Here is a 21,480-nt window from a genome sequence, read left to right on the forward strand (position 1 = left end):
GGTATGGCGTTCGGCGGTAAAGTCGGGACGGCCAAGCCCTGCAAAATGGCGGTTATCTTAAAGCAAAACGGCGACCAGAGGCCGCCGTTTAGTGGTTTGCACAGATTTAAGCGGCAGGTTCCGGCTCGGTTGCCGGCGTTGGTTTTGGCAGTGAAGACAGGAACGCCATGATCAGCGCCGCCAGATACGGCAGCGACTGCACCAGCAGCATGGTCACCCAGAACCGCATGTCGTTGCTCGGCAGGCCCTGCACCAGGAAGATCCCCAGCGCCGCGCCCCACAACAGCAGCATGATGAACAGTTCCTCACGCGCTTCCGAAATTGCGACCCAGAAGCCGTGGTTGTCGGCGTTTTTCGGGGTGCGGAAGAACGGAATGCTGCTGGTGAAGAAACCGTACAGCACCGCTTTGGCGATGGTGTGGGACAACGCCAGCCCGGCCAGCGCCGCGCAGAATGCATCCTTGAGGTTCACGCCCACCGCACGACGGTAGAGGAAGATGATCTTGCCGACCTTGAACACGAACAGCGCCAGGGGCGGGATTGCGAAGATCAACAGCGGCGGATCGACCCGTTGCGGCACGATGATCATCGCCGCGGACCACAGCAGGGCGCCCACGGTGAAGAAGATGTTCATGCCGTCCGCCACCCACGGCAACCAGCCCGCGAGGAAGTGGTAACGCTGGCCACGGGTCAGCTCGGTGTCCTTGCCGCGCAACAGGCTGGCAGTGTGCCGCTTGATGATCTGAATCGCCCCGTAGGCCCAGCGGAAACGCTGTTTCTTGAAGTCGATAAAGGTATCGGGCATCAGGCCCTTGCCATAACTGTCGTGGTAGTACGCAGCCGACAGACCTTTCTCGAACACCCGCAGACCCAGCTCGGCATCTTCGCAGATGCACCAGTCCGCCCAGCCGAGTTCTTCGAGCACCGAACGGCGGGTCATGGTCATGGTGCCGTGCTGGATGATCGCGTCACGGTCGTTGCGGGTCACCATGCCGATGTGGAAGAAACCTTTGTATTCCGCGTAGCAGAGCTTCTTGAAGGTGCTTTCGTTCTGGTCGCGATAATCCTGCGGCGACTGCACGATGGCGATTTTCGGATCGGCGAAGTGCGGCACCATGTGTTTGAGCCAGTTCGGATCGACACAGTAGTCAGAGTCGATCACGGCGATGACTTCGGCATCCTTGGCGGTGTGCGGCAGCAGGTAGTTCAGCGCGCCGCCCTTGAAACCGGCCAGGGGGGCGACGTGGAAGAACTTGAAGCGCGGGCCGAGGGTTTCGCAATAGGCCTGCACCGGTTCCCAGACCGCCGGGTCCTTGGTGTTGTTGTCGATGATCAGGACTTCGAAATCCGGATAGTCGAGATTGGCCAGGGCATTGAGGGTCTGTTTGACCATCTCCGGCGGCTCGTTGTAGCACGGCACATGGATCGAGACTTTCGGCCGGTAGTCCGAGTCGCCCACCACCGGCAGGAATTCACGCCGACGCTTGTGGGTCCAGACGGTTTCGGCCAGTTCATGGGCTTCGGTCAGCAATACGATAAATACCCCGAGCGCACCGAGGGCGAGCAGGAAGCCCACCGTCAGGCTGAACCAGGTGCTGTATTGCTGGCTGTAGTCGTAACCGATCCACACCAGTGCCGAACCGCCGAGGAAAGCGGTGAAGGTCAGGAAGGTCCGACCGCGCTGGCGCAGGGCCGAGCCGTCGATCATCAGCAGGGTCAGGGACAATAGCGCCAGTACCACGGAGCCGATGGCCAGTACGCGCCACTGCGGAATTGCAACCACCGGGCCTTCGAAGTTGAACTTTTGCTGGCGCGCGGCGTTGAACACGCCCCAATAGGCGCCCACCGAACCTTCGTCGCTGGCTTTCCACGGCTGGTCAAACGCTTCGATCACAAAGTAGTTGAAACCCTGGCGGTTTAGCTTGTTCACCAGTGTGCGCAGGTAAATCGCCTGGTCCGCCGGGGTGGCGTCGGCACCACCGCGCATGCGGCCGTTGCTCGGCCAGCCCACTTCGGACAGCAGCAGCGGTTTTTTCGGGAACATTTTTTTCAGGTCGCGGGCACGGTCCAGAACGAACTGACCGGCCTGGTCCATCGGGACAAACTCCCAGTAGGGCAGGACGTGCGCGGCGATCAAGTCAACGTGCTTGGCCAGCATCGGGTTTTCTTCCCAGACGTGCCATTGCTCGGAGGTGGTCACCGGTACTTTCACAGCGGCGCGCACGCGATCAAGGATCACGCTCAGTTGCTCGGCGGTGATTTCCTTACGGAAGATCGCTTCGTTACCGACCACCACGCGAACCACGCTGCGCGAGCTGTTGGCGAGCTCGATGGCGCGCAGGATTTCGCGCTCGTTGCGCTCCTCGTCCGGGCTGATCCAGATGCCCAGGGTCACCCGCAAGCCGAACTCTTCCGCCAGCTTGGGAATGTCACCCAGGGTGCCGTCGACCGAGTAGGTCCGAATATTGTCGGTCAGCTTGCTCATGATCTCCAGGTCGCGACGCATTTCATCGTCGGACGGGAACTGGTTCTTCTGTGGGTACTGGCCTTGCTGGAACGGCGAGTACGAAAAACCGGAGATCTGCTCAGGCCAGTTGGGGGTCGTGACCGGGCGGTTGATCAGCGCCCAGAAACCGGTGAACAGCGCGGCGATGGCCAATACCACCACCAGGTTGAGTCCAAATTTACGCGATGACATAGCTATTTCGGGTTCCAAAAGGTGTGGAACGAGGGAACGGTCGGCATGCGCCAAGGGGCGCGCATCCTACACTGGCCTGCAACTGACCGTACAGCAGACAGAGATAAGCCGGACGTTGGGCAGTGGAAGTCGACTTAAGTTCTTTACTTGTAGCTTGAAGCTTAGAACTTGTCGCTTCGTAGCCCTATAATGCGCGCCGGTTTTTAGGGTAGTGGTCATGAGTACAGAAGATCCGCGGTTTGCTGGCATCGCCCGTTTGTATGGTATCGAGGGCCTGGAACGTTTGCGTGCAGCCCATGTGGCGATCGTCGGCGTGGGGGGCGTCGGTTCCTGGGCGGCGGAAGCCATCGCGCGGTGCGGGGTCGGCGAAATCTCGTTGTTCGACCTCGATGATGTGTGCGTCAGCAACGCCAACCGTCAGTTGCACGCACTCGACAGCACGGTCGGCAAGCCAAAGGTCGAGGTCATGGCCGAGCGCCTGCGCGGGATCAACCCGGACTGCACGGTGCACGCGGTGGCGGACTTCGTGACCCGCGACACCATGGCCGAGTACATCACGCCGAACATTGACTGTGTGATCGACTGCATCGACAGCGTCAACGCCAAGGCTGCGCTGATCGCCTGGTGCAAGCGCCGCAAGATCCAGATCATCACCACCGGTGGTGCGGGCGGGCAGATCGACCCGACACTGATCCAGGTCTGCGACCTGAACCGCACCTTCAATGACCCGCTGGCCTCGAAAGTGCGCTCCACCCTGCGTCGTGATTACAACTTCTCCCGCACTATGACCCGCCATTACAGCGTGCCGTGTGTGTTTTCCACCGAGCAACTGCGCTACCCGAAACCCGACGGCAGCATTTGCTTGCAGAAGAGTTTTGTCGGCGATGGCGTGAAACTCGACTGCGCGGGCGGGTTTGGTGCGGTGATGATGGTAACGGCGACGTTCGGCATGGTCGCGGCGACCAAAGCGGTGGACAAAATCGTGGCAGGCGTACGCCGCCCGGCAGACAGAATCAAACCCGTGCAATAGTCTTGCTTTTGTGGCGAGGGAGCTTGCTCCCGCTGGGTCGCGAAGCGGCCCAAAAATAGACCGCCGCAAGTTGTCAGGCAGGCCGCACTCATAGATTTACGACTGCTGCGCCGCCGAGCGGGAGCAAGCTCCCTCGCCACAGGTTTCAGTTCGCGAGTTCACGCATGCGCTGCAACACCGCATTCAAGCCATTGCTGCGCGAAGGCGACAACTGTCGGCTCAGCCCCAGCTGATTGAACCAGTCCGGCAGATCAACCTGCCGCAGATCTTCAGCAGACAAGCCGTTGACCCGCGCCAGCAGCAACGCCACCAACCCGCGAATCAACCGCGCATCGCTGCTAGCGGCAAACTGCCAGTGGTCGTCCTGCAACGCCCCCACCAGCCACACCTGACTTTCGCAGCCATGCACGCGGTTGGCGTCGGTTTTGTCTGCATCGCTCAACGCGGGCAGACGGTCACCCCATTGCATCAGCAAGCGTGCCCGTTGTTCCCAACCGGCGGCGGCCTGAAAGGTTTCCAGGGCTGCAACGGCATCGGTGGGCAGGCTCATCGCAGCAACTCCAGGGCCTGATCCAGTGCTTCAAAGAAGCGCTCCAGGTCCTCAGAGTCGTTGTACAGCGCCAACGAAACGCGGATTGCCCCGGCCAATTCAAAACTCTTGAGCAATGGCATGGCGCAGTGATGACCGGCGCGCACCGCGATCCCCTGTTCCGTCAACAAATGCGCCAGATCAGAGTTATGCACACCCTCGACGACAAAACTGGCCAACGCCAGTTGCGGCTTACCCAGCAGCCGGATGCCGTTTCGCGCTTCAAGGCCCTTGAGCAAATAGTCGTGCAATGCTGCTTCATGGGCTGACACCGCGTCCTGATCCAGCCCCGCCAGATAATCCAGCGTTGCCCCCAGGCCAATCACGCTGGCAATTGGAGGCGTGCCCGCCTCGAAACCCAGTGGCGCCGGACGAAACCGCGCGTCGTGGTAGTCGGCGTCCAGCACCATTTCGCCACCGAACTGCCACGGACGCAGCTGTTGCAAGGCCTCGTTGCGGCCATACAACACGCCGAGGCCGTCCGGGCCGTAGAGTTTGTGACTGGAGAAAACGTAGAAGTCGCAGCCCAGCGCCTGCACGTCATGGCGGCCATGGACCACGCCTTGGGCGCCGTCGATCACGGTCAGGGCGTTTTGCGCCTTGGCCAGCGCCAGCAGCGGCGCCAACGGTTGCCAGGCACCGAGTACGTTGGACAGATGACTGACCGCCAGCAACCGGGTGCGGGGGCCGATCAATTGTGCAGCGGTGTCGAGATCGATCAAGCCGTCGGCGTCCAGTGGCAGCACCACCAGTTTCAGCGCGCGGCGGTGTGCCAGTTGTTGCCACGGCAGCAGGTTGGCGTGGTGTTCCAGGGCGCTGATGACGATTTCATCGCCCGGATTGAACAGATGCTCCAGGCCATAGGCCAGAAGGTTCAGCGCAGAGGTTGCGCCGTGGGTGAAGATGATTTGCCCGCTGTCACCCGCATTGAGCCAGTGAGCGACTTTGCTGCGGCTGTCCTCGAACGCCTGCGTGGCGTGAGCGCCGGGCAAGTGTTGCGCACGATGGACGTTGGCCGTGCCATTGGCGTAGTAGTGCGCCAGGGCATCGATCAGGGCTTGGGGTTTTTGCGTGGTGGCGGCGTTGTCCAGATAGGTCTGGTCTTGCCGTTGCAGCGCGGCGATGGCTGGGAAATCGGCACGCCAGGGAGAGGGAATCATCATGCTATTGGGCCCTGGTGGGGTTACGCCGGATCCTGTGGGAGCGAGCCTGCTCGCGAAGCTTTTTAGCGGCCTCACGGACGCCTTCGCGAGCAGGCTCGCCCCCACAGAGGATCATGTGACGCTTAGTTGTGAGCGTGCAGCGCTTCGTTCAGTTCGATGGCCGATTTGTGGGTTTTGCATTCCACGGCACCGGTTTCCGAATTGCGGCGGAACAACAGGTCAGGCTGGCCGGCCAGTTCGCGGGCCTTCACCACTTTGACCAGTGCGTTGTTCTCGTCCAGCAGCGCCACTTTGGTGCCAGCGGTCACGTACAGGCCCGACTCGACGGTATTGCGGTCGCCCAACGGAATGCCGATCCCGGCGTTGGCGCCGATCAGGCAGCCTTCACCGACCTTGATCACGATGTTGCCGCCACCCGACAGGGTGCCCATGGTCGAGCAACCGCCGCCCAGGTCCGACCCCTTGCCGACGAACACGCCAGCCGATACACGACCTTCGATCATGCCCGGGCCTTCGGTGCCGGCGTTGAAGTTGACGAAACCTTCGTGCATTACGGTGGTGCCTTCGCCCACGTAAGCGCCCAGACGGATGCGCGCGGCATCAGCGATACGCACGCCGGCCGGTACGACGTAGTCGGTCATTTTCGGGAACTTGTCGACCGAGAACACTTCCAGCCATTCGCCACGCAGGCGCGCTTCCAGTTGATGCTCGGCCAGCTCATTCAGGTCGATGGCGCCCTGGCTGGTCCAGGCTACGTTCGGCAGCAACGGGAAGATCCCGGCCAGGTTCAGGCCGTGCGGCTTGACCAGGCGATGGGACAGCAGGTGCAGCTTGAGGTAGGCCTCAGGAGTGGAACTTAGTTGCGCGTCTTCGGCCAGCAGGGTGGCGACCAGCGGCTTGTGGCTTTCGGCCAGGCGGGTCAGCAGTGCGGCTTGAGCGGCATCGACGCTTTTTAGTGCTTCGGCCAGTTGGGCGGCTTGAGCGGTGCTGAAGGCGATGGCCTGATTGCCTTCGGTATAACCCAGGATCGGGGCAACGGCGGCGACCAGTTCGGCCGACGGCTTGAGCACAGGTTGGGCGTAGAACACTTCCAGCCATGCGCCTTGACGATTCTGGGTACCAACACCAAAGGCCAGGCTGAACAGGGTAGTGGACATGCAAATACCTCTAACGAAATTGAACGGGCAAGCTTAGTTGATCGCTGCCGCGTAGATGTCTGGCTTGAAGCCAATCAGGGTTCTGTCCCCGAGATCGAGCACCGGGCGCTTGATCATTGAGGGTTGTGCGAGCATCAGTTCGATAGCTTTCGCCTGGTCGAGATCGGCTTTGCGTTCGTCGTCGAGTTTGCGAAAGGTCGTGCCTGCACGGTTGAGCACCACTTGCCAGCCGTGCTCGTTGCACCACTGGGTCAGGTGTTCACGGTCGATTCCGGCCGTTTTGTAATCGTGAAAGTCATAGTTTGCAGCGTGTTCATCGAGCCAGGTGCGCGCCTTTTTCATGGTGTCGCAGGCTTTGATGCCGAAAAGGTGCAACGTTTTGCTTGAAGCGGTCAAGGACTTGCCCCCCTTTGGAGGTGCTGGAAATGAAGGGTGACGGATTATGCCATGACCGGACGGGTTCGGCGTCAGCCATGACTGGCTGTTGCCCCGTTGGGCGAAGGGTGACTCGGTCAGGTGCGATCTTTGTGTCACGGTCAATGCACAGTCTAAGCGGTCAACATTGCATTTGGACGGCAGCCTGTTGCCTGATGTGCGCTGTCTCGACCGGGAGTTTCGTGCGATACAAGCCGCTGGGCCGTCATCACCAGGCCGGTGATGAGGTGTTGCGTGCGCAAGACTTGAGCCTCGACAAAATCGAGGCACGTTAAATCCTGCGCATCCAGGGCACTACTTTGGATAGATCTTGCGCATGAGTCGGCGGTCAAGTTTGCTGATTGTGGTGTTGGTGCCTACCGTCCATTCACCGAGGGTCAGTTCCGTAGGGATCGGGTAATGCATGATTGACTCTTTGTCGTAAGTGTTTTTACGAACGTCGGTGATCGGGTAGGTTTTGAAAATGTTGAAGTCTGTTTCTTCCGCGGACCATTGAAAGTTGCTTTTGTAATACGCATAAACTTTCGGTATGTCCCATGGGATGTTGGCGTGGGGATGCTGATGTTCATGCTCCATGCCCAGTGCGTGCCCAAATTCATGCATCACGACGGCGTCAAACTCAGGGGCGTTAACTTCTGTGGATATATTCATTGTCTCCTCGTCGACGGGAACCAGCAGCGCGTCCGTACCGACATGGGAGTAGTTATGAGGGGGTGAAAAGGAAATTCGGATATCTCCTTTTTCACCCTCGACGAATTCCAGGGTGAGGCTGATAGAGCGTTGCCATTGCCGGATTGCATTGACAGTGCCCCTGCGTAGTTCTTCCGAAGGGTTGCCCAGAAATGCAATGCTCAAGGTCCGGTGATTACTCCAGAACCTGGTGTGAGTAGCAATGGCGCGCTTTTGACGTCCGCCGGGCGGTGGGGTGTCGGTATTGTTGGGATTTTCTGAAAGTGCAGCCGCCATGGAGTGTAAAGGGTCGACAGTGTTCATGAGTGTGCAGACTGTCAGGGTATTCATACCAAACGTCCGTGTTTAGTGTCTTGTCGGTGGGTAAAAAATTGCCGCCCCGCAGTGAGGGCGACGCGGTTGAGTGAGGGGGCTCTTATGGATAGATTTGACGAACGCTGGCGATGTCTGCGGTGCTGATGTGTGGGTTTGCCGCCTGTTCCCAGTCACCCACGGTGTACTGGTTGGCCACCTCATAGTGCATAACCGAATGTCGGTCATACGCGGCGTAAGTCCGGTTGGCATCGCGGGCGAGAGGGAAAACGTTCAGATCCACTTCCGTCCTCGACCAACCAAACTGCTGTCGGTACAGCGTGTAGGTTTTTTCCCTGTCCCAGGGAATGTTCGCCTCAGGATGTTGATGCTCGTGCATCAAGCCCAGCGCGTGCCCGAACTCATGAATAACGGTGAACTCAAAGAGGGGCGAGGTGTAGTCGGTTCCCAGGAACATGGTGGGGCGGTGAGCGGGAACCGTCAGTGCATCGGTTCCGACTTGCGAGCCTCCGGCCCCGTCATAGTGAGAAGCCAAGTAAACCCTGATGTCACCCTCGTACTGCATGTCATCGTCAGGAAGCTCCACAAAGTTGAACGTGAGGTTTACGTAGGGTAGCCATTTGCTGGCGGCAGCCTTTACGGCCTGGAACAAGTCCTCGTCATCTCGGGTGATTGCAATTTTTAATGTTCGGCCAGGCTTCCAGTATTTGGTGTGTTCACTGATGCTGCGTTTTTTTCGGTTTGACCCGCTCTGAGGGGAGTTGTCGGTTCGTTCAGAAGTGGCTGCTTCATACGAAGTTGAATCATCAATACTTTGGATTATTTTGCAGGGTTTAAAGTCAGGCATTGATTACGTCCTTGTTAGTTGCTTTAGAAGGTGCTCGAAAATTTTGGTTTGGCTGGAAGTTAGCCGTCTTGTGGTGTGGGGTGAAGTTGTGATCTTTTAGTGTTTGTTGCGAGAATCTTAAATAAGGCCTGCCGTGCAGGCGAGAACGAAGTGATGTGTTACGAATGATGGCGTGCTGTGAGCGTTATGTTGGTGTGAGGCCTGGCTGGGTCAGGCTCAAGTAACGGATGGAGGGGCGCATGTTGCCAGACTTACTCGCTTTCCGTGTCTGGGTAAGGATATGCCTTGGCCATGAACGCTTTGTCTGCTTCGCTGAGGACATTATTCGAGCCAATCTCGAAGTCGCCTTTGGTCCATTCTTGGCTAATCTCATAGTGCATGATGGACAGTGGGTCGTAGGGTGAATAACTAACTTCGCTGGCGTCGAGAGGGTTGAAGAAGTTCGCGTCGACGGCGCGTCGCGCATCGCTCTCTTCATCCTCCGCATAAAAGTCTTTGTAAACCGCTTCCTTGTCCCACGGGATATTGGCCTCAGGATGCAGGTGTTCATGATGGGCGCCCAGCATATGGCCAAACTCGTGAAGCGTATTGGCAGTGAATGACTCTAGCGAGCGGTGGTGAATCGGCATCAGGCTCATGGTCGCCTCATCCTGCTCATAGAGCAAAGCGTTGGTTCCAAGGTAAGACCAATTGCCATCTGTGCTGGTGATGCGGATCTCTGCCTCTCCATTGTCGACGAAATCGAATTTCAGATTGATGTGTGGCAGCCAGCTTTGTGCCGCAGCTTTGACGGCGTCTTTGAAGGATTGATCGCCATCCAGGAAGGCAATGCGCAATGTACGGCCAGGTGCCCAGAATTGACTGTGAATGGCAACTGCTCGCTTTTGACGCTTGGAGGAAACTCCGCGATTGTTAGGGTTTTCGGTAATGGCAGCATCGTAAGATGCTTGAATGTCTTCTGCTTTTTTAACGGTGCAAAATTCTAGTGTGCTCATGAGTTAACGTCCGTGTTGTTTTTAGTTAAGGGTGTGCTGTTTGGGTGATGTGCTTGGTGTGCGATTTTGTTGTTTTGATAGTTCGATTTTAAGTTGATATGTTGAGCGCCAAAAGAATAGGTGTTGGCGGGAGAGTAAGTAAAGTTTAAATAAAGTTGATTGTATTGCTTTATATTTGAATAGACCCGCACGGCGTTGCACCGTGCGGGTATTAAACAGTGTTAGCGATGGCGTTTGATGAAGTCGCGAATCCGCTCCGCCGCTTCCACGCACTCTGCGAGCGGGGCGACGAGCGCCATGCGCACACGCCCTGCACCGGGGTTGAAACCATCCACTTCGCGGGACAGGTAAGAGCCTGGTACCACCGTTACATGTTCTTCGACAAACAGGTCACGGCAGAATGTCTCGTCATCACCTTCCACGCTCGGCCACAAGTAGAAGCCACCGTCCGGACGCTGTACGTCCATCACCGGGCTGAGGATTGCCAGTACCGCATCGAACTTCTCGCGATACAGCGCACGGTTGGCCCGTACATGCACTTCGTCATTCCAGGCTGCCACGCTGGCCAGTTGAGTTTGAACCGGCATCGCGCAGCCGTGGTAGGTGCGATACAGCAGGAAACCTTTGAGAATGTCGGCATCACCGGCCACGAAGCCCGAGCGCAGGCCTGGCAGGTTGGAGCGCTTGGACAGGCTGTGGAAAATCACGCAGCGCTTGAAGTCCTTGCGGCCAAGTTCCACGCAGGCGCTGAGCAGGCCCGGCGGTGGGGTGTGTTCGTCGAAGTAGAGTTCGCTGTAGCACTCGTCGGCGGCGATCACGAAGTCGTGTTCGTCCGCCAGGGCGATCAGTTTTTTCAAGGTGTCGACGGGAATCAAGGCCCCGGTCGGGTTGCCTGGCGAGCACAGGAACAGAATCTGGCAGCGCTTCCAGATATCGTCCGACACTGCGTCGAAATCCGGGTTGAAGCCGTTTTCATCCAGGCACGGCAGGTAATGCGGCTTGGCGCCGGCCAGGAACGCTGCGCCTTCATAAATCTGGTAGAACGGATTCGGGCTGACCACCAAGGCGTCGTCGCTGCGGTTGACCACGGTCTGCGTGAAGGCAAACAACGCTTCACGTGTGCCGTTGACCGGCAGCACATTGCGCGCAGGGTCGATCCAGCCACTCGGTACGCTAAAACGCCGCTCACACCACGAGGCGATGGCTTCGCGCAAGGCCGGGATGCCGAGGGTGCTCGGGTACACCGCCATCTGGTCCAGGTTGGCGGCCAGGGCCTCGGCGACAAAGCTCGGCGAGCGATGCTTCGGCTCACCGATGGACAGCGCAATCGGACGCTGGTCAGGGTTTGGCGTGACCGCACCGAGCAGGGCGCGCAGTTTCTCGAACGGGTAAGGCTGGAGCTGGTTCAGAGCGTTGTTCATGAGGGCCTCGTTCAATGTGGGAGCGGGCTTGCTCGCGAAAGCGGTGTATCAGTCGACGATGATGCTGAATGTCACGCCGCCTTCGCGAGCAAGCCCGCTCCCACAGGGAAAGTTGGTTGGTTCAGATACTGATGCGTGAAAGTTTGATTTCCGGTTCCTGGCTGACACTCAACTGCTCGACGATTGCGTCCTGCAAACGGCTGCACACTTGCGGGTCGGACAGCGGCTGGTTGTGCGCGTCGGTAATGAAAAACACGTCTTCGACCCGCTCGCCGAGGGTGGCAATCTTGGCGTTCTGCAGCGACAGGTCGAACTCCAGGAAGATTGTTCCAATGCGCGCCAGCAGGCCCGGGCGGTCGGGGGCGCTGAGTTCGAGCACGGTCACCTGGCGCTGGGCGTCGTTGTGAATGGTCACCTGCGGCGCAAACGCGAAGTGCTTGAGCTGGCGCGGCACCCGGCGCTGGATGATGGTCGGGTAATTGTCCGGGTTGCGCAGGGCTTCGGTCAGCCCGTCGCGGATCTGTTTGACCCGTGCCGGGTTATCGCCGATCGAGTCGCCGTCGGTGTCGAGCACGATGTAGGTGTCGAGGGTGAACTGGCTGCTGGACGTGATGACGCGGGCATCGTGAATGTTCAGGTTCAACTGGTCCATGGCCGCCACGGTCACGGCGAAGAAGTCGTGTTGGTCGGGTGCATAAATGAAGATCTGCGTACCGCCCTCGAACTCGCGCTGGGTGGTTTCCTTGATCAGGACCAGCGGGCCGCCATCGGCCGGTTGCTGGAGGATCGCTTCACTGTGCCAGGCCACATCGCCGGCGGTGTGGCGCAGGAAATAGTCATCGCCCAGTTGCGCCCAGAGCTGCTCGACGTCGTCCGGGTCGGTGCCGCCGCGCACCAGGATGTCCAGGGCGGCGCTCTGGGTCTGGCGGATTTGTTCTTCGCGGTCGACCGGGTTTTCCAGGCCTCGGCGCAAGGCGCGCTTGGTCTCGGTGTAGAGCTGGCGCAACAGGCTGGCGCGCCAGGAGTTCCAGAGCGTCGGGTTGGTCGCGTTGATGTCCGCGACGGTCAGCACATACAGGTAGTCGAGGCGGGTTTCATCGCCAACGGCCTGCGCGAAATCGTGGATGACCTGCGGGTCGGACAGGTCCTTGCGCTGGGCGGTGGTCGACATCACCAAATGGTTCTGTACCAGCCAGACAATCAGCCGGCTGTCCCATACGGGCAACTGATGGCGTTGGCAGAAGGCTTCGGCATCCACCGCGCCGATCTCCGAGTGGTCGCCATGCCGGCCCTTGCCGATGTCGTGGTACAGCCCGGCCAGGTAGATCAGCTCGGGTTTTGGCAGCTTGCCCATGAGCTTGCTGGCCAGCGGGAATTTTTCCGACACCTGGGTGTACTGCAACTTACGCAGGTGTTTGATCAGGTTCAGGGTGTGGGCGTCGACCGTGTAGATGTGGAACAGGTCGTGCTGCATTTGCCCGACGATGAAGCCGAACTCCGGCAGGTAACGCCCCAGAATGCCGTAACGGTTCATCCGTCGCAGGTTGCGGTGGATGCCGATCTTGCACTTGAACAGCTCGATGAACAGGCTGGTGTTGCGAATGTCGTGGCGGAAATCGTCGTCGATCAGGTGCCGGTGCTCGCGCAGCAGGCGAATGGTGTCGGCGCGCACCCCTTTGATTTCCGGCTGTTGAGCCATCAGCACGAAAATTTCCAGCATGGCAAACGGCGTGCGCTTGAATACGTTGGTGTTGATCGCCTCGATGTAGCCGTCGTGCAGCTGGAAGCGCGAGTTGATCGGTTGCGGTGGTGCTTCGTCTTCCGGTGCGAGGATGACTTCCTCGAAGTGCTGGATGATCAGGTCGCTGAGCTGAGCGATGCTCATGACCACCCGGTAGTACTGCTGCATGAAGTTTTCGATGGCGTGTTTGGCGTCATCGCCTTCAAAGCCCAGCAACCCGGCGATCGAGCGCTGGTGATCGAACAGCAAGCGGTCTTCGGCGCGGCCGGCGAGCATGTGCAGGGCGTAGCGGACTTTCCACAGAAATTCCTGGGAGGAGGCCAGCAGGGCGTTTTCGCTTTCAACCAGAAAGCCTTCGCCGGCCAGTGCGCGCAGGTTCAGCGTGCCGTATTGGCGACGCGCAACCCAAAGAATCGTCTGAATATCCCGTAGGCCGCCAGGTGAGCCTTTGACGTTGGGTTCCAGGTTGTATTCGGTATCGTTGTACTTGTGGTGACGCGCCTTCTGCTCGGTGCGTTTGGCCAGGAAGAAGTCCTTGGCCGGCCACATGTGTTCGGTGCTGGTGACATCAAGCATGCGCTGGCGCAAATGCTCGGGACCCGCAATGGTGCGGCTTTCCATCAGGTTGGTGATCACCGTCAGGTCGGCGCGTGCTTCTTCGGCGCATTCGTCCACCGAGCGTACGCTCTGGCCGACCTCCAGGCCGATGTCCCACAAGAGCGTCAGAAAGCGCTCAATGGAATCGCGAAAAACTTCGTGATCGGCACTGTCCAGCAGGATCAGCAAGTCGATGTCGGAGTAGGGATGCAGCTCACCCCGACCGTAGCCGCCGACCGCGACCAGCGCTATGTCGGCGTCCTCACTCCAGCTGAACTGCTCCCAGGCCTTTTGCAGGATGTTGTCAACGAACCAGGCACGATCCTCGATCAATCGGCGAATATCCCGGCCTCTGCGAAAGCGCTCGTCGAGCACCTCGCGGGCCTGGCGGATAGCCTTTTTGAAGGCCGCAATCGGACTTGCCTTCAAGGCCAGTTCAGCCTGGAACTGGCCGCGGTCGAAGAGTTCGGGATCCACCTGCGGCATTGATTGGCTTTCCTTTCTTTCTCTATAGGCTGGGAGCAGCCGATCAGGCCGAAATGCGAGGGATGGTGTCATCGCTGCGCAGGGTGAAGATCTCGTAACCGGTCTCGGTCACCAGCAGGGTGTGTTCCCACTGTGCGGACAGCTTGCGGTCCTTGGTGATGGCGGTCCAGCCGTCGCCCAGGACTTTGGTGTCGGCGCGACCCTGGTTGATCATCGGTTCGATCGTGAAGGTCATGCCTGCCTTGAGTTCCATGCCGGTGCCGGCGCGACCGTAGTGCAGGATTTGCGGTTCTTCGTGGAACACTTTGCCGATGCCATGGCCGCAGAACTCGCGCACCACCGAGAAACCGTTCTTTTCCGCGTGTTTCTGGATCACTTCGCCGATATCGCCCAGGCGGCAGCCGGGCTTGACCAGTTCGATGGCCTTGTACATGCACTCTTGGGTGACCTGGGACAGGCGTTCGGCCCAGACCGGCACGGTGCCGACATGGAACATGCGGCTGGTGTCGCCGTGGTAGCCGTCCTTGATGACGGTGACGTCGATGTTCAGCGTGTCGCCATCCTTGAGCGGCTTCTCGTTAGGGATGCCGTGGCAGACCACGTGGTTGATCGAGGTGCAGATCGACTTCGGGAAACCTTTGTAGTTGAGCGGGGCAGGGATGGCTTTCTGCTCGTTGACGATGAAGTCGTGGCAGATGCGGTCCAGCTCTTCGGTGGTGATGCCGGGCTTGACGTGTTCGGCAATCATTTCCAGCACATCGGCGGCCAGTTTGCCGGCGACACGCATTTTTGCGATGTCCTCTGGGGTTTTGAGGGTGACGGTCATACAGGCTCTCTCTACGCTCAGCGGCGCTTTCTAAACGGAATGGGCCTCTGCGTGATGGTGCTGCGCAGCCCTGAAAAACGCGATTCTAGCAGACGCTCGGGGCAAATCTGAGTCTCTGTGCATCGCATCTCTCTATAGAATGGCGCATTCTGGAGCGGTTGCAGGGGTGTTTGCATCCTGTGCGTCCGGGATTTCAGAATCCGGGTTTCGTTTTCATCCTCCCTGTGATATAAAATGCGCCGCTTTCCGGGGATACCCCGAAAAGTCTAAATCCACACACGTGTCGACACGATGACCTGGGTGCCTTCAGCTGATGCTGCTGGTTGGTCATTGGGATACGTGGAGGCCAAACCCGACTTACTAAGGAACTATCATGTCCCAAGTCAACATGCGCGATATGCTGAAGGCCGGTGTGCACTTCGGTCACCAGACCCGTTACTGGAACCCGAAAATGGGTAAATACATTTTCGGCGCACGTAACAAGATTCACATCATCAACCTTGAAAAAACCCTGCCAATGTTCAACGAAGCTCTGACTTTCGTAGAGCGTCTGGCCCAGGGCAAAAACAAGATTCTGTTCGTCGGCACCAAGCGTTCCGCTGGCAAGATCGTTGCTGAAGAAGCAGCACGTTGCGGCTCGCCGTACGTCGATCACCGCTGGTTGGGCGGTATGCTGACCAACTTCAAAACCATCCGTGCTTCCATCAAGCGTCTGCGTGACCTTGAAGTGCAAGCCGAAGACGGTACTTTCGCCAAGCTGACCAAGAAAGAGGCGCTGATGCGCACTCGCGACCTGGAAAAGCTCGATCGTTCCCTGGGTGGTATCAAGGACATGGGCGGTCTGCCTGACGCACTGTTCGTTATCGACGTTGATCACGAGCGCATCGCGATCACCGAAGCCAACAAGCTGGGCATCCCGGTTATCGGCGTAGTCGATACCAACAGCAGCCCGGAAGGCGTTGACTACATCATCCCAGGCAACGATGACGCAATCCGCGCTATCCAGTTGTACATGGGTTCGATGGCTGACGCTGTAATCCGCGGTCGCAACCACGTTGCTGGCGGCACCGAGCAGTTCGTAGAAGAAGCTCCGGTAGCAGCAGCTGAGTAATTAACGCCCTGGCGTTGGCTCAGTAAGCAAAAAGGGGGCCTGGCCCCCTTTTTGCCACCTCGAAAACCGTTTGTAGGCGCCCGTTTTCAGTGGTGCCGCTACTGCAGTTGTCATGTGCAGCAGCTAACAAAGGTGGTTCGGGAAGAATTGAACGCCCGTTCGATCGGGTGGAATGGTTGATAACCTATCCAAGAGGAATTTTGAAATGGCAGAGATTACTGCAGCGTTGGTCAAAGAACTGCGCGAGCGTACTGGCGAAGGCATGATGGACTGCAAGAAAGCCTTGACCAAGGCTGACGGCGACATCGAAAAAGCCATTGATGACATGCGTGCTTCGGGCGCCATCAAGGCTGCCAAGAAAGCGGGCAACGTTGCCGCTGAAGGCGCTATCGCTCTGAAGGAAGACGGTAAATCCGCCGTTCTGCTGGAAGTGAACTCGCAAACCGACTTCCTGGCCCTGCAGGACGACTTCAAGGCATTTGTTGCTGCAAGCGTTGAAAAAGCGTTCGCCGACAAGCTGGCTGACGTTGCTCCGCTGATCGAAGCTCAAGAAGCCGATCGCCTGGTACTGGTCGGCAAGGTTGGCGAAAACGTCAACATTCGTCGTCTGGCGCGCGTTGAAGGTGACGTTGTCGGCGGTTACCTGCACGGCAACAAGATCGGTGTTGCAGTTGTCCTGAAAGGCGGCGACGTTGAGCTGGCCAAGGACATCGCTATGCACGTAGCGGCCACCAACCCTGAATTCCTGCTGCCATCGGAAGTTTCCGCTGAAGCGGTCGAGCGTGAGAAAGGCGTGTTCCTGACGCTGAACGCTGACAAGATCGCCGGCAAGCCGGAAAACATCGTTGAAAACATGGTCAAGGGCCGTATCAGCAAGTTCCTGGCCGAAGCCAGCCTGGTTGAGCAGGCGTTCGTCAAGAACCCTGAAATCAAGGTCGGCGAGCTGGCCAAGAAAGCCGGCGCTGAAATCGTTTCCTTCACCTACTTCAAAGTAGGCGAAGGCATCGAGAAGCCAGTCGACAACTTCGCTGAAGAAGTTGCTGCCCAGCTGGCTGCTGCCAAGTCGTAAGACAGTTTTTTAACTGTCGCCCTGAAGAGGCTGCCCGCTCACGCGCGCAGCCTCTTTTCAGATGAGGAGGCCGATTTATTTGGTTTCCTGTCGGAACTGGCTTACAAAGCCGTGTTCTGATGGCGCTGTGATAGCGTCAAGCTAGAGTGAACGCAGGCTGAAAACAGCCCGCAAAGAATTTTTTACAATACGCCGCAGGAGAGATTCGCAATGGCTCAGCAGGGCAGTGGTTATCAGGCTCGCTATAAACGCATTCTACTCAAGCTTAGCGGCGAGGCCCTGATGGGCTCCGAAGAGTTCGGGATCGATCCCAAGGTGCTGGATCGCATGGCGCTGGAAGTTGGCCAACTGGTCGGCATCGGTGTTCAGGTCGGTCTGGTAATTGGTGGCGGTAACCTATTCCGCGGCGCAGCGCTGAGTGCTGCTGGCATGGACCGTGTTACGGGCGACCACATGGGCATGCTGGCCACTGTGATGAATGCCCTGGCCATGCGTGATGCACTGGAGCGCGCCAATATCTCGGCCATCGTGATGTCGGCTATTTCCATGGTAGGCGTGACCGATCACTATGATCGCCGCAAAGCCATGCGTCATCTGAACGCCAAGGAAGTGGTCATCTTCGCGGCCGGTACCGGCAACCCATTTTTCACCACGGACTCGGCAGCCTGCCTGCGTGCGATTGAGATCGACGCTGATGTAGTGCTCAAGGCGACCAAGGTGGATGGCGTGTACACTGCAGACCCATTCAAAGACCCGCATGCCGAGAAGTTCGATCATCTGACCTACGATGAAGTGCTGGATCGCAAGCTGGGTGTAATGGACCTGACGGCAATCTGCCTGTGTCGCGACCACAAGATGCCATTACGCGTCTTCAACATGAACAAGCCCGGCGCCCTGCTGAACATCGTACATGGCGGCGCTGAAGGAACCCTGATCGAGGAAGGCCAACAATGATCAACGAAATCAAGAAAGACGCTCAAGAGCGCATGACCAAGTCCCTGGAATCGCTGGCGCACGCGTTCAGCCGAATCCGTACCGGGCAGGCTCACCCAAGCATCCTGGGCGGTGTGATGGTGCCTTACTACGGCGCTGATACCCCGCTGAACCAGGTTGCCAACGTAACCGTTAAAGATTCCCGCACCCTGCAGGTTGTAGCGTTCGAGCGCAACATGCTGGCAGCGGTCGACAAGGCGATCCAGAGTTCGGGTCTGGGTTTCAACCCGACCAACCTGGGTGAGTTGCTGTTGATCTCCATGCCGGCGCTGACCGAAGAAACCCGTCGCGGTTTCACCAAGCAGGCGCGTGAAGCGGCTGAAGATGGTCGTGTAGCGGTACGCAACATTCGTCGTGATGCCTTGAGTCAGTTGAAAGACCTGGTCAAAGAGAAAGAAATCAGCGAAGACGACGAGCGTCGCGCTGCTGACGATATCCAAAAACTGACTGACAAGTTCGTGGCGGAAATCGAAGCGGCCGTGAAGCAGAAAGAAGCGGATTTGATGGCCGTATAAGGGTCACGTTTTCATGCAAAAAACCAAGCAGACCGTACTGTCTTCAGTGCCGCGCCACGTCGCGATCATCATGGATGGTAACAATCGTTGGGCGAAGAAGCGTTTTATGCCCGGCGTTGCTGGGCATAAAGCTGGAGTCGACGCGGTTCGCGCGGTGATCGAGGTGTGTGCCGAGGCCAAGGTCGAGGTGTTGACCCTGTTCGCCTTTTCCAGTGAGAACTGGCAGCGCCCGGCTGATGAGGTCAGTGCCTTGATGGACTTGTTCTTCAAGGCGCTGCGTCGTGAGGCCAAGCGCCTCAATGACAACAACATCAGTTTGCGGATTATCGGCGACCGTTCCCGCTTTCATCCCGAGCTTCAGGCCGCCATGCGCGAAGCTGAAGCCATGACGGCGGGGGCGAACCGCTTTATTCTGCAAATTGCCGCCAACTACGGTGGCCAGTGGGATATCGCCCAGGCTGCGCAGCGTCTGGCGCGTGAGGTTCAGGCCGGACATCTGCGTCCTGAAGATATCACCCCTGAGCTGTTGCAAGCCTGTCTGGCGACCGGCGATCTGCCGTTGCCCGACCTGTGTATCCGCACGGGCGGGGAGCATCGCATCAGCAACTTCCTCTTGTGGCAGTTGGCCTACGCCGAGTTGTATTTCTCCGACCTGTTCTGGCCGGACTTCAAACACGACGCCATGCGCACCGCGCTGGCCGATTTCGCTTCTCGCCAGCGGCGCTTCGGTAAAACGAGCGAGCAGGTCGAGGCTGGGGCCCGGGTTTAATGCTTAAGCAACGAATCATCACTGCACTCATCCTGCTGCCTATCGCCTTGTGCGGGTTCTTCCTGCTCGAAGGTTCCGGGTTTGCGCTGTTCATCGGGCTGGTCGTGACCCTCGGTGCGTGGGAGTGGGCGCGTCTTGCAGGCTTCACTGCCCAGCCACTGCGCGTGGCTTATGCGGTTGTCGTCGCTGTCCTGCTGTTTGTCATGCATCTGCTGCCAGGGCTTGCGCCCTGGGTGTTGGGGGCCTCTGTCCTGTGGTGGGTGGCAGCGACTTTCCTGGTGCTGACGTATCCTCAAACCAGCGAGCATTGGGCCAGTGCGGCCTGCAAGCTGGTCATCGGTTTGTTGATTCTGCTGCCAGCCTGGCAGGGGCTGGTCTTGATCAAGCAGTACCCGCTGGGTAACTGGCTGATCATGGCGGTCATGGTACTGGTCTGGGGCGCGGATATTGGTGCGTACTTCTCCGGCCGGGCTTTCGGCAAGCGCAAGCTGGCGCCGCAAGTCAGCCCCGGCAAAAGCTGGGAAGGCGTGTACGGCGGTCTTGCGTTAAGTTTGTTGATTACCGCGGTTGTCGGGGTGGTTCGCGACTGGAGCGTTGCCCAGATCCTGATGGGGCTGGTCGGTGCGGCGGTTGTCGTATTGATCTCGGTGGTGGGGGACTTGACTGAAAGCATGTTCAAGCGCCAGTCGGGGATCAAGGACAGCAGTAACCTGTTGCCGGGTCATGGCGGTATTCTGGATCGTATTGATAGCTTGACGGCGGCCATTCCAGTGTTCGCAGTGTTGCTGTGGGTGATGATGCCGTGAGCCGCCCACAACAGATTACTGTCCTGGGGGCTACAGGCTCGATCGGCCTGAGCACTCTGGATGTCATTGCTCGTCATCCGCAGCGTTATCAGGTGTTCGCCCTGAGCGGCTTTACCCGGTTGGCTGAGTTGCTGGCACTGTGTATTCGCCATACGCCGCGCTTTGCTGTTGTGCCTGAGTTGGCCGCGGCTCGTGGGCTGCAGGACGATTTGCGCGCCGCGGGTCTGTCTACGCGGGTGCTCGTGGGTGAGGAGGGGTTGTGTCAGGTTGCCTCCGACCCTGAGGTCGATGCGGTCATGGCGGCGATCGTCGGTGCGGCGGGCCTGCGTCCGACGCTGGCGGCGGTCGAGGCGGGCAAAAAGATCCTTCTGGCCAATAAAGAAGCATTGGTCATGTCCGGCGCCTTGTTCATGCAGGCGGTGCGCAAAAGCGGTTCGGTGCTTTTGCCAATCGACAGTGAGCACAACGCAATCTTCCAGTGCATGCCGCAGGACTTTGCCCGTGGCCTCGGTGCTGTGGGGGTGCGGCGGATTTTACTGACAGCCTCTGGCGGTCCGTTCCGGCAGACGCCTTTGTCTGAACTGGCGCATGTTACGCCTGACCAGGCCTGCGCTCACCCTAACTGGTCGATGGGGCGCAAAATCTCGGTCGACTCGGCCAGCATGATGAATAAAGGCCTGGAGTTGATCGAGGCTTGCTGGCTGTTCGATGCCAAGCCGTCCCAGATTGAAGTGGTGATCCATCCGCAAAGCGTGATTCATTCGCTGGTCGACTACGTTGATGGCTCGGTACTGGCGCAGTTGGGTAACCCGGATATGCGCACGCCGATTTCCAATGCGCTGGCATGGCCTGAGCGAATCGACTCCGGTGTGGCACCGCTGGACCTGTTTGCCATTGCGCGGCTGGATTTCCAGGCGCCTGATGAAGATCGTTTCCCTTGCCTGCGCCTGGCGCGTCAGGCTGCCGAGGTGGGCAACAGTGCGCCGGCCATGCTGAATGCGGCCAATGAAGTGGCGGTCGCTGCGTTTCTTGATGGGCGTGTCCGTTACCTGGAGATCGCGAGTATCATTGAGGAAGTCTTGAATCTTGAACCTGTGGTTGCGGTTAATGACCTCGATGCAGTGTTTACGGCGGACGCCAAGGCACGAAGCCTGGCCGGGCAATGGTTGAGTCGCCACGGACGATAGGTGCAGCCGGGCGCAAGCATGCGGCAGTACTGAATAGGATTGC

19 protein-coding genes are annotated in these 21,480 nt (G+C 58.6%); 8 read left to right on the top strand and 11 right to left on the bottom strand.

Annotation, left to right across the window (positions count from 1 at the left end; genetic code table 11):
• Positions 1 to 106: 106 nt before the first annotated feature.
• Positions 107 to 2,698: a glycosyltransferase gene (locus AC1Z1G_RS05790; protein WP_483625609.1), complete on the bottom strand. Its 2,592-nt coding sequence runs from the start codon at positions 2,696 to 2,698 to the stop codon at positions 107 to 109.
• Between the two features lie 217 nt (positions 2,699 to 2,915).
• Here AC1Z1G_RS05790 and tcdA point away from each other — a divergent pair, with 217 nt between their 5' ends.
• Positions 2,916 to 3,728, top strand: a complete 813-nt coding sequence (tcdA, locus tag AC1Z1G_RS05795; protein WP_483625611.1) for a tRNA cyclic N6-threonylcarbamoyladenosine(37) synthase TcdA — start codon at positions 2,916 to 2,918, stop codon at positions 3,726 to 3,728.
• Between the two features lie 145 nt (positions 3,729 to 3,873).
• Here tcdA and AC1Z1G_RS05800 read toward each other — a convergent pair whose 3' ends face one another.
• The 10 genes from AC1Z1G_RS05800 to map all read right to left on the bottom strand — a co-directional run bounded on the left by AC1Z1G_RS05800 (position 3,874) and on the right by map (position 14,987).
• Positions 3,874 to 4,278, bottom strand: coding sequence for a SufE family protein (locus AC1Z1G_RS05800; protein WP_483625612.1), 405 nt, complete (start codon positions 4,276 to 4,278; stop codon positions 3,874 to 3,876).
• Positions 4,275 to 5,480, bottom strand: coding sequence for an aminotransferase class V-fold PLP-dependent enzyme (locus AC1Z1G_RS05805; RefSeq protein ID WP_483625614.1), 1,206 nt, complete (start codon positions 5,478 to 5,480; stop codon positions 4,275 to 4,277). The genes AC1Z1G_RS05800 and AC1Z1G_RS05805 overlap by 4 nt, the downstream gene beginning before the upstream one ends.
• 122 nt (positions 5,481 to 5,602) lie before the next feature.
• Entirely contained in the window at positions 5,603 to 6,637 is a 1,035-nt protein-coding gene (dapD, locus tag AC1Z1G_RS05810; protein WP_483625616.1) for a 2,3,4,5-tetrahydropyridine-2,6-dicarboxylate N-succinyltransferase, read from the bottom strand.
• Positions 6,638 to 6,670: 33 nt separating this feature from the next.
• The gene (locus AC1Z1G_RS05815; RefSeq protein WP_483627757.1) at positions 6,671 to 6,979 is read right to left on the bottom strand and encodes an arsenate reductase; all 309 of its coding nucleotides are present in this window, start codon (positions 6,977 to 6,979) and stop codon (positions 6,671 to 6,673) included.
• A gap of 387 nt (positions 6,980 to 7,366) precedes the next feature.
• A complete protein-coding gene (locus AC1Z1G_RS05820; protein ID WP_483625618.1) occupies positions 7,367 to 8,092 on the bottom strand; it encodes a M12 family metallopeptidase in 726 nt (241 codons plus the stop codon).
• 85 nt (positions 8,093 to 8,177) lie between these two features.
• On the bottom strand, positions 8,178 to 8,921 hold the full coding sequence (locus AC1Z1G_RS05825) for a M12 family metallopeptidase (protein WP_483625620.1): 744 nt from the start codon (positions 8,919 to 8,921) through the stop codon (positions 8,178 to 8,180).
• 251 nt (positions 8,922 to 9,172) lie between these two features.
• Positions 9,173 to 9,916 carry a M12 family metallopeptidase gene (locus AC1Z1G_RS05830; protein WP_483625622.1) on the bottom strand — a complete coding sequence of 248 codons (744 nt, stop codon included), beginning with the start codon at positions 9,914 to 9,916 and terminating at the stop codon, positions 9,173 to 9,175.
• A 221-nt stretch (positions 9,917 to 10,137) separates the two neighbouring features.
• On the bottom strand, positions 10,138 to 11,337 hold the full coding sequence (dapC, locus tag AC1Z1G_RS05835; RefSeq protein WP_483625623.1) for a succinyldiaminopimelate transaminase: 1,200 nt from the start codon (positions 11,335 to 11,337) through the stop codon (positions 10,138 to 10,140).
• A 121-nt stretch (positions 11,338 to 11,458) separates the two neighbouring features.
• Positions 11,459 to 14,161 (bottom strand): [protein-PII] uridylyltransferase, encoded by a 2,703-nt coding sequence (locus AC1Z1G_RS05840; protein WP_483625624.1) that lies wholly within the window; start codon positions 14,159 to 14,161, stop codon positions 11,459 to 11,461.
• Between the two features lie 43 nt (positions 14,162 to 14,204).
• Positions 14,205 to 14,987: a type I methionyl aminopeptidase gene (gene map, locus AC1Z1G_RS05845; protein ID WP_483625626.1), complete on the bottom strand. Its 783-nt coding sequence runs from the start codon at positions 14,985 to 14,987 to the stop codon at positions 14,205 to 14,207.
• A gap of 373 nt (positions 14,988 to 15,360) precedes the next feature.
• Between map and rpsB the strand changes: the two genes are divergently transcribed.
• The 7 genes from rpsB (at position 15,361) to ispC (ending at position 21,437) form a co-directional block, all read left to right on the top strand.
• A complete protein-coding gene (gene rpsB, locus AC1Z1G_RS05850) occupies positions 15,361 to 16,098 on the top strand; it encodes a 30S ribosomal protein S2 (protein ID WP_003219330.1) in 738 nt (245 codons plus the stop codon).
• 205 nt (positions 16,099 to 16,303) lie between these two features.
• A complete protein-coding gene (gene tsf, locus AC1Z1G_RS05855; protein WP_483625628.1) occupies positions 16,304 to 17,167 on the top strand; it encodes a translation elongation factor Ts in 864 nt (287 codons plus the stop codon).
• A gap of 210 nt (positions 17,168 to 17,377) precedes the next feature.
• Positions 17,378 to 18,121, top strand: coding sequence for a UMP kinase (pyrH, locus tag AC1Z1G_RS05860; RefSeq protein ID WP_003172271.1), 744 nt, complete (start codon positions 17,378 to 17,380; stop codon positions 18,119 to 18,121).
• Positions 18,118 to 18,675: a ribosome recycling factor gene (frr, locus tag AC1Z1G_RS05865; RefSeq protein ID WP_483625631.1), complete on the top strand. Its 558-nt coding sequence runs from the start codon at positions 18,118 to 18,120 to the stop codon at positions 18,673 to 18,675. Before pyrH ends, frr begins: the two co-directional genes overlap by 4 nt.
• Positions 18,676 to 18,688: 13 nt before the next feature.
• Entirely contained in the window at positions 18,689 to 19,444 is a 756-nt protein-coding gene (uppS, locus tag AC1Z1G_RS05870) for a polyprenyl diphosphate synthase (protein WP_483625632.1), read from the top strand.
• Positions 19,444 to 20,250, top strand: coding sequence for a phosphatidate cytidylyltransferase (locus tag AC1Z1G_RS05875; RefSeq protein ID WP_483625633.1), 807 nt, complete (start codon positions 19,444 to 19,446; stop codon positions 20,248 to 20,250). The genes uppS and AC1Z1G_RS05875 overlap by 1 nt, the downstream gene beginning before the upstream one ends.
• Positions 20,247 to 21,437, top strand: coding sequence for a 1-deoxy-D-xylulose-5-phosphate reductoisomerase (gene ispC, locus AC1Z1G_RS05880; RefSeq protein WP_483625635.1), 1,191 nt, complete (start codon positions 20,247 to 20,249; stop codon positions 21,435 to 21,437). Before AC1Z1G_RS05875 ends, ispC begins: the two co-directional genes overlap by 4 nt.
• Positions 21,438 to 21,480: the final 43 nt, after the last annotated feature.

This window comes from Pseudomonas sp. JL27(2026), from assembly GCF_056933555.1.